Genomic DNA, 14,943 nt, shown 5'->3' on the forward strand with positions numbered 1-14,943 from the left:
CGACGGCCCCGGCGTACGGCGCCGCGCATTATCGCCCCACTTGCCGCGTTTGGGGACCGGTACAGCTTACGTTGTACAACGCAGCGGGGCTCGCCAGGGTGTCCCGCACCCCACGACAACACACCGGTCGGCGTCAAGATTCCTTCGCCGGGCCGGAGTTGACGTTTCCTTTGCCGACGCGGGGCCCCGCCGGGGCGGTTCCGGCGGGGCCCGGTGCACACCGGGTCACTTCCCCGTGAACTTCTCGTACTCCTTGAGCACCTCGTCGGTCGGGCCGTCCATGCGCAGCTCGCCGCGCTCCAGCCACAGCACCCGGTTGCAGGTGTCGCGGATCGACTTGTTGTTGTGACTGACCAGGAAGACCGTGCCGGCCTCCTTGCGCAGCTCCCGGATGCGGTCCTCGGAGCGCTTCTGGAACTTGCGGTCACCGGTGGCCAGCGCCTCGTCGATCATCAGGACGTCGTGGTCCTTGGCGGCGGCGATGGAGAAGCGCAGCCGGGCCGCCATGCCGGAGGAGTAGGTGCGCATCGGCAGCGTGATGAAGTCGCCCTTCTCGTTGATGCCGGAGAAGTCGACGATGTCCTGGTAGCGGGCCTTGATCTGCTCGCGGGACATGCCCATGGCGAGCCCGCCCAATATGACGTTGCGCTCGCCGGTCAGGTCGTTCATCAGGGCGGCGTTCACGCCGAGCAGGGAGGGCTGGCCGTCGGTGTAGACCTTGCCCCGCTCGGCGGGCAGCAGCCCGGCGATGGCGCGCAGCAGGGTGGACTTGCCGGAGCCGTTGGAGCCGATCAGCCCGATGGCCTCGCCGCGGTAGGCGACGAAGGAGACGCCGCGCACGGCGTGCACCCTGCGCACCCCCCGCGCCGCGTCGTCGGAGCCCCGCCTCAGGATGCGGCTGAGGGCGGCCGTCGCGCTGCCCCTGCCGGTCCTGGCGCCGTTGACGCGGTAGACGATGTGCAGGTCGTCCGCGATGACGGTGGGAACACGTGCCTCAGCCACGGCCGTACCTCTCCTCCGCCTTCCAGAAGTACACGAAGCCGCCGAGCATCACGAGCGCGGCCCAGCCGCCGGCGACCGCCCAGACGTGCGGGGGGAGGTTCTCGGAGCCGTAGCCGTCGATCAGGGCGAAGCGCATCAGGTCCATGTAGACCGCGGCGGGGTTCCACTGCAGGACGTCCGCGATCCAGCCGGGGTGGTCCTCGAGCATCACCGGGATGGAGAACATGACGCCCGAGGCGTACATCCAGGTCCGCGTCACGAACGGCATCAGCTGGGCGAGGTCCGGGGTCTTCGAGCCCAGGCGGGCCATGATCAGCGCGAGGCCGGTGTTGAAGAGGAACTGCAGGGCCAGGACCGGGACGATCAGCAGCCACGACAGGCCGGGGTAGCTGCCGAACGCGATCGCCACGACGAAGAGGACGATCATCGAGAACAGCAGCTGCTGGAGCTGCTGCAGCGCGAAGGAGATCGGCAGGGAGGCGCGCGGGAAGTGCAGCGCGCGCACCAGGCCCAGGTTGCCCGAGATCGAGCGGACGCCCGCCATGACCGAGCTCTGGGTGAAGGTGAACACGAAGACGCCCGTGACCAGGAACGGGATGTACACGTCCTTCGGCATGCCCCGGCCAGCGTCCAGGATGAGCCCGAAGATCAGGTAGTACACCAGCGCGTTGAGCAGCGGCGTCGCCACCTGCCACAGCTGGCCGAGCTTGGCCTGGCTGTACTGGGCCGTCAGCTTCGCCTGGGAGAAGGCGAGGATGAAGTGCCGCCGTCCCCACAGCTGCCGGACGTACTCCGGCAGGGACGGCCGGGCACCGCTCACGGTCAGCCCGTACTTGGCGGCCAGCTGCGCCGCCGTGAGGCCCTCGTCGGGCGACGCGGGCGCGCTCACCGCGACCGTGCCGTCGTGCGTTGTCTCACTCACCAGTTGGAAACTTTCGTCTTCGAGATGCGCAGCCTGTGCGGCCCGGCATGGACCTGCCGGAGCCGGGGACCGGACCCGGTGCTCCCGGACACGAGCTTGTCAGATGACGGGGGGCCGGCCCAGTCGGGTCAGCCGCCACACCGTACGCCACTTCATGGGCCGGCGGGGTCCGCACGGGGTGGTCCAGCCCTCCCGGAAGCCCCCGAACCACGCCTTGAGCGCCGGGCGCGAGGGCCGGCGCACGAGGGTGAGCAGCAGCCACACGCCGAGGTAGGCCGGCACGAGGGGGGCGGGCAGGTTGCGGCGGGCGAGCCAGACGCGGTTGCGGGCGACCATGCGGTGGTAGACCGCGTGCCGCGAGGGCGCGGTCGTCGGGTGGTACAGCACCATGTCGGACCGGTAGTCGATCATCCAGCCCGCGTCGAGGGCCCGCCATGCCAGGTCGGTTTCCTCGTGGGCGTAGAAGAACTCGTCCGGGAGTGCGCCGACCTGGGCGAAGACCTGGGTGCGCACGGCGTTGGCGCCGCCGAGGAAGGTGGTCACGCGCGAGGAGCGCATCGGGTCCGAGGCGCGCAGCCGGGGGACGTGGCGGCGCTGGGTGACCCCGGTGTCCGGGTCGGCGATGCGGAAGCTGATGATGCCGAGCTTCGGGTCGGCCGCGAAGGCCTGGCGGCACAGCTCGGCGGTGTCGTGGTGGGCGAGCAGGCCGTCGTCGTCGAGGAAGAGCAGGATGTCGACGTCGCGGCCGCTGGGGCCGAAGGCCTCTATGCCGACGTTGCGGCCGCCGGGGATGCCGAGGTTCTCGGGCAGCTCGATGGTGCGGACGCCCTCGGGGACCTCCGGGACCGGCGAGCCGTTGCCGACGACCACGACCTCGACCGGGTCGCCGTCCTGCTTGGCGATCGAGTCGAGTAGGGCGCGCAGCTCGTCGGGGCGGTTGCCCATGGTGATGACGACCGCGCCGACCTTGAGGGAGGAGGAGCCCACGGCGGTCACCTCAGCCTGCTGGAGGCGAGGATGGACACCAGGTGCAGCAGGGTCTGCAGCAGGGCGATCCCGGCCAGGACGGCGGTGCCGAGCCGGGTGAAGAACAGGTCGCCCCGGCTCGCGTCCAGGATCGCCAGGAGCAGGATCAGCAGGGACGCCTCGATGCCGAGGATGAGCCGGTGGAACTTGAGCGCGGCGGCGGCCCGGCGGGCCAGCGCCATGCCGGAGGAGCGCGGCTCGGACGCGGCCTCCTTGACCGGCGGCAGCCCGCCCTGGTGGCGGGCGACGCCGACCAGGTCGGTCTCGGCCTTGACCAGGATCGCGCCGAGGGCGGCGAGGGTGCCCAGGAAGGCCCAGAGCCAGTCGATCCGGCCGGGGCCCCACAGGTCGGCGGCGCGCAGGCCGAGCCCGACCAGGACGGCCGCGTCGGTCAGGTAGGCGCCGACCCGGTCCAGGTAGACGCCGCCGAGGGAGAACTGCTGCTTCCAGCGGGCGATCTCGCCGTCGACGCAGTCCAGCAGCAGGTACAGCTGGACCATCACCACGCCGAGCACGGCGCCCGCGATCCCCGGCACCAGCAAGGCCGGGGCCGCGAGCACGCCGAAGACGGTCATCAGGTACGTGAGCTGGTTGGGCGTGACCCTGGTGTTCACCAGGTAGCGGTCGACGCGCAGGGAGACCTCACGCATGTAGAGGCGTCCCGCCCAGTGCTCACCGCTGCGCCGGTCCTTCACCCCTGCGGGGTGAACGACGGGGCGGAGTTCAGCTACCGATGGCCTTGACATAGTCGGCGTAGGTGTCCTTGATCTGGTCGGTGTTCAGGTCGAGGTGTTCGAGGATGGTGTAGCGGCCGGGCCGGGTCTCCGGGGCGAACTCCACGACCTTGACGAACTCGTCCGTCGTGAAGCCGATCTCGTCGGGCAGCACCGGCAGCCCGTGACGGCGCAGCACCGCGGCCATGTACGCCGACTCCTCGTGGGCGCCGCGCAGCCACATCGCGAAGGCCGCGCCCAGGCCGCACTGCTCGCCGTGGGCGGCCGCCCGCTTGGGGAACAGCAGGTCGAAGGCGTGGTTGATCTCGTGGCAGGCCCCGGAGGACGGCCGCGAGTCGCCGGACACCGACATGGCGATGCCGCTGAGGACCAGCGCCTCGGCCAGCACCTGGAGGAAGCCGTTGTCCCCGATGCCGCCCGGGTGCCGCAGCACGGCCTCGCCGGCCTGGCGGGCCATCGCGGCGGCGAGACCGTCGATGCGCTCGCCCTTGACGCGGTTGGCGAGCTCCCAGTCCGCGATCGCGGAGATGTTGGAGACGGCGTCGCCGATGCCGGCCCGGACGAAACGCACCGGAGCCTCGCGGATGACGTCCAGGTCGATGACGACCGCGATCGGGTTCGGCACGCCGTAGGAGCCGCGGCCCGCGTCGTTGTCGAGGGTGGCGACCGGCGAGCACAGGCCGTCGTGGGCGAGGTTCGTGGGCACCGCGACCAGCGGCAGGCCGACGCGCGCCGCGGCGAACTTGGCGCAGTCGATGATCTTGCCGCCGCCGAGTCCGACGACCGCGTCGTAGTGGCCGGCCTTTATGTCGCTCGCCAGCCGGACCGCGTCGTCGAGGGTGCCGCCGCCGACCTCGTACCAGGTGGCGCCGGGCATGCCCGGCGAGATGCGCTCGCGCAGCCTGGCGCCGGAGCCGCCGCTGACGGCGACCGCGAGGCGGCCGGAGTGCGAGATGCGTTCGTCGGCGAGCACGCACGCCAGGTCGTCGAGGGCACCCGGACGGATGTCCACGACGAGCGGCGAGGGGATGAGCCGGGTCAGTACTGGCACGCGATCTCCCGTCCGCGGGCGAGATCGTCGTGGTTGTCGATCTCCACCCACTGGACGTCGCCGATCGGGGCGACGTCGATACGGAAGCCGCGGTCGACGAGCTCCTGGTAGCCGTGCTCGTAGAACTGCTGCGGGTCGGTCTCCCACACGGTCTTCAGGGCGTCGGCCAGCTCGGGGGCCGCGTCGCCCTCGATGAGGGTGACGCCGATGTACTCGCCGGTGGCCTCGGCGGGGTCCATCAGCTTGGTGATCCTCGTCATGCCCCGCTCGGGGTCGACGACGACCTTCATCTCCTCGTCGGCGAGCTGCTTGACCGTGTCGATCGCGAGGATGATCCGCCTGCCGTCGCCGCGGGCGGCGAGCAGCGTCTGCTCGACGGAGACCGGGTGCACGGTGTCGCCGTTGGCGAGGATCACGCCGTCCTTGAGGGCGTCACGGCCGCACCACAGGGAGTAGGCGTTGTTCCACTCCTCGGCCTTGTCGTTGTCGATGAGGGTCAGCTTGAGGCCGTACTTCCTCTCCAGCGCTTCCCTGCGCGCGTACACGGCCTCCTTGCGGTAGCCGACGATGACCGCGGCCTCGGTCAGGCCGATCTCGGCGAAGTTGCCGAGGGTCAGGTCCAGGACCGTGATCCCGTCGGGATCGCCCTCTATGCCCGCGGGCCCCACCGGCACCAGCGCCTTGGGAAGGCTGTCGGTGTAGGGGCGAAGACGCCGTCCGGCGCCGGCCGCCAGCACGAGGCCGATCATGCGGGTTCTCCTTCGTCGTGTACGGCGGGTGCCCCGGCCCGGTGGGCGGACACCCAGAAGCGGATGCTCTCGACGAGCACCACCAGGGCCACGGCCACGGCGAGGACCGTGAGCGCGACCGCGAACTGCGGGGCGGTGAGCGACACGGCGAGTACGGTGACCGCCAGCGTGCGGCCCTCGTGCCCCCCGATCGCCCGCACCAGCCAGTGCGGGGGCGCGCCCGCGTTGCCGCGGATCCGGTAGACCGTGTCGTAGTGATGGTAGGCGACGGCCGCCACCAGCCCGAAAGCCGCCGGAAGCGCTCCGTTCACCTCCGCTCGGGCCGCCAGCACCAAGGCGGTGCCGTACTCGGCGGCGCGGAGGAAGGGGGGGACCAGCCAGTCCAGGGCGCCCTTGAGGGGGCGGGCGACGGCCAGGCCCGAGGTCACGGCGTGGGCGAGGGCCGCGACGACCGGCCACGGTCCGCCGAAGTCGGTCAGCGCGGCCGTGGCGACCACGGCGAGGCCGCCGAGCAGGGCGACGGCGGGGGCCGTGAAGCCGGGCAGCCGGCGCGCGGGCTTCTTGAACACCCCGGCGAAGCCCTGGGCCAGCGGCCCGCTGTCCGCGAGTTCCGCCAGGGCCCCGGCCGCCCGGTCGGTCCGCCGGGCCCTGCGGGTCAGCGAGCGCAGGACGCGGCCGGCCGTGGTGTAGGCCGCCGCGAGGGCGCAGCCGATCAGCAGCGCGCAGAAGGTGATCCGGGGGGTGGTGGCCGCCGTCAGGACGGCGATCATGGCCCAGCGTTCGCCGATGGGCAGGACGATCATGCGGCGCGCCCAGACCGTCCAGCCGACGCTGTCGAGCCTGTCGGAGAGGGCGGCGGTGGGGCTGGTGTTGGCGGTCGCGTCGTGATTGGCCTCGTTGAAGGAGAAGTCCACCACGTGCCGGCAGGTCTGCAGGACCATCGCGCCGAGGGCGAGGGCCCACACGTCGTCGCCGCCGCGCGCCGCGCCGAGCGCGAGACCGGCGTAGTAGGCGTACTCCTTGGCCCGGTCGAAGGTGGCGTCCAGCCAGGCGCCGAGGGTGGAGTACTGCAGGGAGTAGCGGGCGAGCTGGCCGTCGGTGCAGTCCAGGACGAAGGAGAGGATCAGCAGGACGCCGGCGGCGACGAAGCCGCCGCGGGTGCCGGTGGCGGCGCAGCCCGCCGCTATGAGCGCGGTGAGCAGCGAGGCGGTGGTGACCTGGTTGGGGGTCAGGCCGCGCCGCGCGCACCAGCGGGCGAGGTAGCGGGAGTACGGGCTGATGAAGAAGGTGGTGAAGAAGCCGTCGCGGGCCTTGACGGCCGACTTCAGGCGTACCGCCTCGTCGTCGACGGCGGCGACGGCCTGGCGCGCCTCGTTGCGGGCCTGCGGGTCGGTGGGGACGGTGGCGACGAGGCTGCCCAGTTCGGGGCGGTGCACATCGGCGCCGTCCGCGTCGAGCGCGGTGACGATGCGGTCGGCGAGGCTGTCGACCAGGGTGGTGCCGCCGCCGGCGGAGTTCTCGCGGGCCAGCGCCCGGGTCAGGGCCCGGCGGCCGGCCGGCTGGGCCGTGACGGCGCCCGGCACCGCGGCGAGCGGGAAGCGGGGGTCGGTGAGGCCGAGGCGCAGCGCGTGCAGGTGGCCCACGAAGCGGGCGTCGACCACGGCGACCCGCTCACCGGCCGGGACCGCGGCGAGCAGGGTCTCGGCCTCGGCGGGGTCGGACGCGGCCCGCACGTCGAAGCCGAGGGACCGCAGATCGCCCTCGATCGACGAACCGGGGACCGGCTGACCGGTGAGGATGGCGGTCGGCAACCGAACTCACTCCCTGGGCACCGACGCGTCCGCGCCGGTCGTGTACACGGTGGAGGCGCCCGTTCCGGTGATTCCCGGGCGGCATGTCGGCAGAGGCTATCGGATGCCGGGAAGGCTGTGTTCACCGCCTGTTCGACGGCCCGATCTACATGGTTCGCCAAGCCCGTGCCGCGATCATCATCGGGGATCGGGGGCCCGGCCCACAAACCGCGCCCCCAGAACGGGCCCTAACCGGCATAGGGGATATTGCGCACCGCCCGGCCGCCGCGGCATAGGCTGGGCAACCATGACATGGCTGATCACCGGCGGAGCCGGCTACATCGGGGCACACGTGGCGCGGGCCATGACCGACGCCGGGGAGCGCGTCCTGGCGCTGGACGACCTCTCGGCCGGGGTGCCCGCGCGGCTGCCGGCGGACGTCCCGCTGATCGAGGGCTCGTCGCACGACGGCGACCTGCTCAAGCGGGTGTTCGCCGAGCACGGGGTGACGGGGGTGGTCCATCTCGCCGCGCGCAAGCAGGTCGCCGAGTCCGTCGAACGGCCGGCCCACTACTACCGGGAGAACGTCGGCGGTCTGGCCACGCTCCTGGAGGCGGTCGCCGAGGCCGGGATCGGGCGGTTCGTGTTCTCCTCGTCGGCGGCCGTGTACGGCGACCCGGGTGTGGACCTCATCACGGAGGACACGCCCTGCGCGCCGGTGAACCCCTACGGCGAGACCAAGCTGGCCGGGGAGTGGCTGGTGCGGGCGGCGGGCCGGGCGCACGGCATCGCCACGGTGTGCCTGCGCTACTTCAACGTGGCGGGCGCGGCGGCGCCGGAGCTGGCCGACACCGGCGTCTTCAACATCGTGCCGATGGTCTTCGACCGGCTCACCCGCGACGAGGCCCCGCGCATCTTCGGCGACGACCATCCGACGCCGGACGGCACCTGCGTCCGTGACTACATCCACGTCGCCGACCTGGCCGAGGCGCACCTCGCGGCGGCGCGGCGGCTGGCCGACGGGAGCGTCACGGGCGATCTGACGGTCAACATTGGCCGCGGCGAGGGCGTCTCGGTGCGCGAGCTGATCACGGTCATCGGCGAGGTCACCGGTGACCGGCGGCCCCCGGTGGTCGAGGGCCGCCGCGCCGGCGACGCCCCGCGCGCGGTCGCCTCGGCCGCCCTGGCCGCCCGGGAACTGGGCTGGACGGCGCGGCGCGGGGTGCGCGAGATGGTCGAGTCGGCGTGGCAGGGGTGGCTGCTGCACCACGGCCGCTGAGCCGGCCCAGCGGCGCCGGCGCTCTGACCTGCGCATCGTTTGCGCAGGTCAGAGCAGATGACAACGGTGTTCAGTGCCGCGTTGCCCATACCCCCCGCCCGTAGTTCACTGTGGGGGCCGGGCATGATCCGGACGGATACAGGAGGGCGGCTTTCCCATGGGGGCTGGGCACGACCACGGACACGCGCACGGCGCGCGGGCCGGCGCCACGGCGGCCTCGGCGTACCGCGGCAGGCTGCGGGTGGCGCTGTCGATCACGCTCGCCGTCATGGTCGTCGAGGTGGTGGGCGGGGTGCTCGCCGACTCGCTCGCGCTGGTCGCGGACGCGGCGCACATGGCCACCGACGCGCTGGGCCTGGGCATGGCGCTGCTGGCCATCCACTTCGCCAGCCGCCCGCCGAGCGAGCGCCGCACCTTCGGGTACGCCCGCGCCGAGATACTCGCCGCCCTCGCCAACTGCCTGCTGCTGCTCGGGGTCGGCGGGTACGTCCTGTACGAGGCGGTCCAGCGGTTCGTCACGCCGGCCGGCACCGAGGGCGGACTGACCGTCGTGTTCGGCGCGGTCGGCCTGGCCGCGAACACGGTGTCGCTGACGCTGCTGATGCGCGGGCGGAAGGAGAGCCTGAACGTGCGCGGCGCATTCCTGGAGGTGGCGGCGGACGCGCTGGGCTCGGTCGCGGTGATCGTCTCCGCGGTGGTGATCCTGACCACCGGCTGGCAGGCCGCCGACCCGATCGCATCGCTGGTCATCGCGCTGATGATCGCGCCGCGGACCTGGAAGCTGCTGCGGGAGACCCTGGACGTGCTGCTGGAGGCCGCCCCCAAGGACGTCGACATGGCCCAGGTACGGGCCCACATCCTCGCGCTGGACGGCGTGGAGGACGTCCACGACCTGCACGCCTGGACGATCACCTCCGGCATGCCGGTGCTCTCCGCGCACGTCGTCGTCAGCTCCGAGGTCCTGAACGCCATCGGTTACGAGAAGGTGCTCCACGAGCTGCAGGGCTGCCTGGGCGACCACTTCGACGTGGAGCACTGCACCTTCCAGCTGGAGCCGGGCGGGCACGCGGAGCACGAGGCGCGGCTGTGCCACTGAGACGGCGGGGTACCCCGGGGCGGGCCGGGGACCCGCGGGGCGCGGGCGGGCGCGCCCGCACCGGGGGACGCGGCCGTGCGCCCGCGTCCCGGCCCCTCGGATCCCCGTGGGACGATTTCCCGTCCGCCGCGCCGGGCACGATCACCCACCGGGCCCCTCTCCCGGTGTCCGGGGGCCGGGGCCCGCGCCGCCGCGCGGGACATGCGGGCACCCGCGAATGCCGGGTGTGCCGGGTTCGTACGGCACACTTGGGGCGCGAAGACCGATGCGAAGGATGCGTATGCCGATCACACCCGCCACCGCGACGCACAGCCCGTCGAACGGCACCGCCGAGGCGATCCTGCTGGAACTGGTCGACGAGGACGGCGTGACGATCGGCACCGCGGAGAAGCTCGCGGCCCATCGGGCGCCCGGGCAGCTGCACCGGGCGTTCTCCGTGTTCCTCTTCGACGAGCGCGGCCGGCTGCTGCTCCAGCAGCGGGCGCTGGGCAAGTACCACTCCCCCGGCGTGTGGTCCAACACCTGCTGCGGCCACCCCTACCCGGGCGAGGCGCCCTTCGCGGCGGCGGCGCGGCGGACGTACGAGGAGCTGGGCGTGTCCCCGTCGCTGCTCGCCGAGGCGGGCACGGTCCGCTACAACCACCCGGACCCGGCCTCGGGCCTGGTGGAGCAGGAGTACAACCACCTCTTCGTCGGGCTGGTGCAGTCCCCGCCGCGGCCCGACCGGGACGAGGTGGCGTCGACGGCGTTCGTGACCCCGGCCGAGCTGGCGCGGCGGCACGCGCGGGACACCTTCTCGGCCTGGTTCATGACCGTCCTGGACGCGGCACGCCCGGCGATCAGGGAGCTGACGGGCCCGTCCGCGGGCTGGTGACCAGGCCCTGCCGACGCCGGGCGGACGGGAATTCGACGGCGGGACAGCACCCCTAGGGTCTGTCGTCGGACTCCCGTCGTCCGCCCGGAGGGCGGACCCCGCGGCGTCGGGTGCGTGCTCCCGGCGTGCCGGGCGCGGACCCTCGTACCGGATGTACCCCGGTCCGTGCCCGGTGCGGCGAGAGGGCGTGCAGGGCGTCGCGGGGCAGGCGGGAGTCTGACGACAGGGCGCGCTCGAGCCCGGCCGCAGCTCGTGGACCGCGCCGCTGGACGCGCTGCGGCCGGGCTCGAGCGCGCAGACGAGGGAGTGGAACTCGCCCCGGAAGCGTGACAGTTGCGCCAAAGCCTCTTGCCGGACGTCGCGTTGCAGCGGACTCATCCTCACGGCCTTCGTGCTGGACGTGCGTGTTCCTTGGGCGGAGCACATGTTCAGACGAAGGCCGCCTCCGCGTCCGCCGGATACCGAACCGGATGATCAAGTTCGAGGCGCCATTCGACGCCGGACGTCAAAGACCGAGCTAGGGCGTTCGCGCGGGGGTGAGCGGCAGGGCGGCCCAGACCACCTTGCCGCCGGCCGCGGTGTGCTCGACGTCGCACGTCCCGCCCGCCTCCCGGGTGACCTCGCGCACCAGGAGCAGTCCGCGGCCGCCGGTCTGCCCGTGGTCGGCCTCCAGGGCGGTGGGGCGGTAGGGGTGGCCGTCCTCCACGGACACCCGCATCCATCCGGCGCCGACGGCGACTTCGACCGCGAGCGTGGGCGAGAGCACCGCCGCGTGTTTGACCGCGTTCGTGACCAGCTCCGAGACGATCAGCAGCAGGGTCTGCGCCAGGTCCCGCGAGACCGGCACGCCCTGGCGCAGCAGCAGGTCCCGCACGGCGTGCCGGGCTTGCGGGACGGAGGCGTCGACGGTGGGCGCGGTGAACCGCCAGACCCCCTCGTACGGCAGCGGGCCGGCGGGCCGCGGGCCGTGCGGTGCGTCGTCGCCCTCGGGGCGTGGGCCGGCCCCGCGCCCGTCGTCGTCCATCCTCCGGTCGCCACCCTCGCGCTCGATTGTCGCCACACGTCGAGTGTTGGTAACGAACCGCTCCGCCCCGCGAACCTGAACACAAGTCAGCAGGTATCGAACGCTTCTGATCGTCGGCGTATGACACGGGCAGTTGTGGGACTGTTCCTGTCCCTGTTGTGCCGTCTCGGGAGACTCTTCGGGCCCTGAGGGTTCGACGGCGGCCCCGGGCGGCACGTGCGGGCGGGGGCACTACCCGGGCAGGCGGTCGGAGACCATGCCGACGATCCTGCGCCCGCCGAAGCCGGTGGCGATCAGGCCGAGCCCGTCGAAGAGCAGGGTGAGGGAGAAGAAGGCGCCGATGGCGTACTGGCTGCCGCTCGGCCACGAGAGCAGGACCAGGACGCCGAGGAACAGGCCGAACGCGCCCTGCACCAGGGTCCAGCCGAACTGGGGTCCGCGCACCACCAGGCTGCCGACCAGACGGAAGACGCCACCGGTCAGGAAGAGCAGCGCGGCGAACATGGTCAGCGCCTCGGCCGCCGCCTCCGGCATCCTGAGGACCACCACGCCGGCGGCGAAGTTCAGGGCCGCGACCACCACGCCCAGCCAGAAGAAGTGGCCGTCCCGGGACTGGACGGCGTGCAGCACCCCGACGACACCGCCGATCAGCAGCAGCCAGCCGAACAGGAGCATCGAGGTCAGGGTGGCGACGGCCGTGTAGACGAGGCCGACGAGACCCGCGAGGACCAGGACCACGCCCAGGGCGGCGAGCCGGCCGAAGTCGCGGCGGAGTCCGGCCGCCTCGCCGCGGGGCTCGGTGGACTTGACCATGGGCGTCTCCTCACGCGCGTTCCCCCCTCCCAGTCCCCTCTGCCGCCGTCTCCTAACGCCCTCGCCGGTTCCTGCCGCACGGCCGTGCGGCTGACACCCCCGCCGGCTCCTGCCGGACGGCCGTGCGACCGGGGCGGATAGCATCCGCCGCATGGAGCCGCAGCTGCTGCACAGCGTCACCGACTCGGTCGCCACCGTCGTCGTGCGCAACCCCGCCAAGCGCAACGCGATGACGGCCGCGATGTGGCGCGCCCTGCCGCCGCTGCTCGACGCGCTGGCGGGGGACGCCGGGGTCCGGGCGCTGGTGCTCACCGGTGAGGGCGGCACGTTCTGCGCCGGGGCCGACATCGCGACGCTGCGGGGCTCCGCCGAGGAGGCCCAGGAGCTCTCCGTACGGGCCGAGGAGGCGCTCGCCGCGTTCCCGAAGCCGACGCTGGCCGTGGTGCGCGGGCACTGCGTGGGCGGCGGGGCACAGCTGGCGGTCGCCTGCGACCTGCGGTTCGCCGAGGAGGGCGCGCTGTTCGGGGTGACGCCGGCCAGGCTCGGGGTCGTGTACCCGGCCTCCGCCACCCGGCGGCTGGTGTCGCTGGTCGGCCCGGCCACCGCCAAGTACCTGCTGTTCTCCGGTGAGCTGATCGACGCGGGGCGGGCGCTGCGCACCGGCCTGGTCGACGAGGTGCTGCCCGGGGACGAACTCGGCGGGCGGGTCGCGCGGTTCACGCGGATCCTGGTCTCCCGCTCGCAGCTGACGCAGGCCGCGGCCAAGGAGTTCGTGCACGGACGCGCGGACCGGCAGGCCCACTGGGCCGAGCAGGCGCGCGCAAGCGGCGACACCGCGGAGGGCGTCGCCGCGTTCCTGGAGCGCAGGCAGCCGCGCTTCACCTGGAGCGTGCCCGCGCCGGACGCCGCGGGCGGGCCTACGTCAGGATGAAGCGGCTGCGCGACCGGAGCAGGTCGACCAGGTGCGCGGGCGCCTTCTCGGGCGACCCGGCGTCATAGGGCGGCTGCGGGTCGTACTCGACGGCGAGCTGGACGGTCCGTGCGTGGTCGTCGCCGGCGATCGCGCCGAGCAGGGTGAGGCCCATGTCGATGCCGGAGGAGACGCCGGCGGCGGTGACGTACTTGCCGTCGGTGACCACCCGCTCCCCCGTCGGTTCGGCGCCGAACCGCCCGAGCTGGTCCAGGGCCAGCCAGTGGGAGGTCGCGCGGCGGCCCCGCAGGAGTCCGGCGGCGGCCAGCAGCAGGGAGCCGGTGCACACCGACGTCGTCCAGGTGCTGGTGGCGTCGGCGGTGCGCAGCCAGTCCAGGAACGCGGCGTCCTCCATCAGCGCGGACTGGCCGGGGCCGCCGGGGACGACCACGATGTCGGGGCCCGGCACCTCGGACAGGGTCCGGTCGGCGGTGAGCGCCAGGGCTCCGGTGTCGGCGCGCAGGGGCCCGGACCGCTCGGCGACGAAGACGGTCTCGGCGCCCGGGAGGCGGCCGAGGGTCTCGTACGGGCCGACGGCGTCGAGCGCGGTGAAGCGGTCGTAGAGGACGATCGCGATCTGCATGGGTTTTCCCTTCAGTGGGCGGGTGCCGGGCGGAACCTGCGGCGGTACTCGGCCGGCGGTGTGCCGAGCGCCCTGACGAACGCGCGGCGCATGGCCTCGGGGGTGCCGTAGCCGCTGGCGCGGGAGACCTCCTCGACGCCGTCGGCGGTGTCCTCCAGCAGGCGGCGGGCGTGTTCGAGGCGGACGCGGTCGACGTAGCGGCCGGGCGTCACGCCGGTCTCGGCGCGGAAGGCGCGGGCGAAGTGGCGGGGCGAGAGGCGGGCGCGGGCGGCGAGGGACTCCACGCTCAGGTCGCCGGCGGGATGCTCGGTGATCCAGCGCTGGACCTCCCGCAGGGGTTCGCGCCGGGCGGTCTGGGCGGCGAGCTGGGCGCTGAACTGGGCCTGGTTGCCGGGCCGGCGCAGGAAGACGACCAGGTGGCGGGCGACGAGGAGGGCGGCGTCACGGCCCAGGTCCTCCTCGGCCAGGGCGAGGGCGAGGTCGATCCCGGCGGTGACGCCGGCCGAGGTGGCGACGTGTCCGTCGCGGACGTAGACGGGGTCGGGTTCGACCCGCACCCGCGGATGGTCGCGGGCGAGCCGGTCGCAGTACGCCCAGTGGGTGGTGGCACGGCGGCCGTCCAGCAGGCCGGCCTCGGCGAGCAGGAGCGCGCCGGTGCACACGGAGACCAGGCGCGCGGCGCGCGGACCGTGGTCGCGCACCCAGCCGACCAGGCGCCGATCGGGGCGGCGGGCGCCCTGCCCGCCCGGCACGAGCAGGGTGTGCGGAGGGGGCGCGGCGGCCAGCGAGAGGTCGGGAACGAGGGTCAGGCCGCTGGTGGTGCGGACGGGAGCGCCGTCCAGGGAGGCCGTGAGGAGCCGGTACGTGCCCGGGGTGTGCCGCTCCGCCCCGGCGAAGACCTCCACGGGACCGGTGACGTCGAGACTCTGCACGCCCTCGAAGAGGACGACGAGGACGGTGCGCTGCGCCATGGCGACGATTCTTCGCGGGCCCGGGGACGGCCGCAATGACGAGTTCCCCACCTTTCCTG

General features: G+C 73.2%; 15 protein-coding genes. 4 read left to right on the forward strand and 11 right to left on the reverse strand.

From position 1 onward, the window contains the following. Positions 1 to 225 precede the first annotated feature (225 nt). From AB0L29_RS14300 to AB0L29_RS14330, 7 genes are all read right to left on the reverse strand, one after another. On the reverse strand, positions 226 to 1,002 hold the full coding sequence (locus tag AB0L29_RS14300; RefSeq protein ID WP_365826821.1) for an ABC transporter ATP-binding protein: 777 nt from the start codon (positions 1,000 to 1,002) through the stop codon (positions 226 to 228). Beyond that, complete coding sequence (locus AB0L29_RS14305) at positions 995 to 1,924, reverse strand: ABC transporter permease (protein WP_365826823.1); 930 nt, start codon at positions 1,922 to 1,924, stop codon at positions 995 to 997. The genes AB0L29_RS14300 and AB0L29_RS14305 overlap by 8 nt, the downstream gene beginning before the upstream one ends. Positions 1,925 to 2,023: 99 nt before the next feature. Next, complete coding sequence (locus AB0L29_RS14310) at positions 2,024 to 2,920, reverse strand: glycosyltransferase (RefSeq protein WP_365826825.1); 897 nt, start codon at positions 2,918 to 2,920, stop codon at positions 2,024 to 2,026. Further along, on the reverse strand, positions 2,917 to 3,696 hold the full coding sequence (locus AB0L29_RS14315) for a CDP-alcohol phosphatidyltransferase family protein (RefSeq protein ID WP_365826827.1): 780 nt from the start codon (positions 3,694 to 3,696) through the stop codon (positions 2,917 to 2,919). The genes AB0L29_RS14310 and AB0L29_RS14315 overlap by 4 nt, the downstream gene beginning before the upstream one ends. After that, on the reverse strand, positions 3,674 to 4,735 hold the full coding sequence (locus AB0L29_RS14320; RefSeq protein WP_365826829.1) for an iron-containing alcohol dehydrogenase family protein: 1,062 nt from the start codon (positions 4,733 to 4,735) through the stop codon (positions 3,674 to 3,676). The genes AB0L29_RS14315 and AB0L29_RS14320 overlap by 23 nt, the downstream gene beginning before the upstream one ends. Then, positions 4,723 to 5,484: a phosphocholine cytidylyltransferase family protein gene (locus AB0L29_RS14325; protein ID WP_365826831.1), complete on the reverse strand. Its 762-nt coding sequence runs from the start codon at positions 5,482 to 5,484 to the stop codon at positions 4,723 to 4,725. The genes AB0L29_RS14320 and AB0L29_RS14325 overlap by 13 nt, the downstream gene beginning before the upstream one ends. Beyond that, positions 5,481 to 7,295, reverse strand: a complete 1,815-nt coding sequence (locus tag AB0L29_RS14330; RefSeq protein ID WP_365826832.1) for a DUF5941 domain-containing protein — start codon at positions 7,293 to 7,295, stop codon at positions 5,481 to 5,483. Before AB0L29_RS14330 ends, AB0L29_RS14325 begins: the two co-directional genes overlap by 4 nt. Before the next feature lie 286 nt (positions 7,296 to 7,581). On the opposite strand from AB0L29_RS14330, the gene galE reads away from it, so the two are divergent. The 3 genes from galE to idi all read left to right on the forward strand — a co-directional run bounded on the left by galE (position 7,582) and on the right by idi (position 10,523). Next, entirely contained in the window at positions 7,582 to 8,553 is a 972-nt protein-coding gene (gene galE / locus AB0L29_RS14335) for a UDP-glucose 4-epimerase GalE (RefSeq protein WP_365826834.1), read from the forward strand. A 157-nt stretch (positions 8,554 to 8,710) separates the two neighbouring features. Continuing rightward, positions 8,711 to 9,649, forward strand: coding sequence for a cation diffusion facilitator family transporter (locus tag AB0L29_RS14340; protein WP_365826835.1), 939 nt, complete (start codon positions 8,711 to 8,713; stop codon positions 9,647 to 9,649). A 280-nt stretch (positions 9,650 to 9,929) separates the two neighbouring features. After that, entirely contained in the window at positions 9,930 to 10,523 is a 594-nt protein-coding gene (gene idi, locus AB0L29_RS14345; protein WP_365826837.1) for an isopentenyl-diphosphate Delta-isomerase, read from the forward strand. A gap of 517 nt (positions 10,524 to 11,040) precedes the next feature. On the opposite strand, the gene AB0L29_RS14350 is transcribed toward idi, so the two are convergent. Further along, a complete protein-coding gene (locus AB0L29_RS14350; RefSeq protein WP_365827036.1) occupies positions 11,041 to 11,547 on the reverse strand; it encodes an ATP-binding protein in 507 nt (168 codons plus the stop codon). 231 nt (positions 11,548 to 11,778) lie between these two features. Next, positions 11,779 to 12,360, reverse strand: coding sequence for a DUF308 domain-containing protein (locus AB0L29_RS14355; RefSeq protein WP_365826838.1), 582 nt, complete (start codon positions 12,358 to 12,360; stop codon positions 11,779 to 11,781). Positions 12,361 to 12,511: 151 nt separating this feature from the next. On the opposite strand from AB0L29_RS14355, the gene AB0L29_RS14360 reads away from it, so the two are divergent. Further along, positions 12,512 to 13,291: an enoyl-CoA hydratase-related protein gene (locus tag AB0L29_RS14360; protein WP_365826840.1), complete on the forward strand. Its 780-nt coding sequence runs from the start codon at positions 12,512 to 12,514 to the stop codon at positions 13,289 to 13,291. Here AB0L29_RS14360 and AB0L29_RS14365 read toward each other — a convergent pair. Next, on the reverse strand, positions 13,278 to 13,913 hold the full coding sequence (locus AB0L29_RS14365; RefSeq protein WP_365826842.1) for a DJ-1/PfpI family protein: 636 nt from the start codon (positions 13,911 to 13,913) through the stop codon (positions 13,278 to 13,280). The genes AB0L29_RS14360 and AB0L29_RS14365 overlap by 14 nt on opposite strands. 11 nt (positions 13,914 to 13,924) lie before the next feature. Further along, positions 13,925 to 14,884: a GlxA family transcriptional regulator gene (locus AB0L29_RS14370; RefSeq protein WP_365826844.1), complete on the reverse strand. Its 960-nt coding sequence runs from the start codon at positions 14,882 to 14,884 to the stop codon at positions 13,925 to 13,927. Between the last annotated feature and the right edge of the window lie 59 nt (positions 14,885 to 14,943).

Source organism: Streptomyces sp. NPDC052701, from assembly GCF_040678355.1.
Taxonomy (GTDB): Bacteria; Actinomycetota; Actinomycetes; order Streptomycetales; family Streptomycetaceae; genus Streptomyces.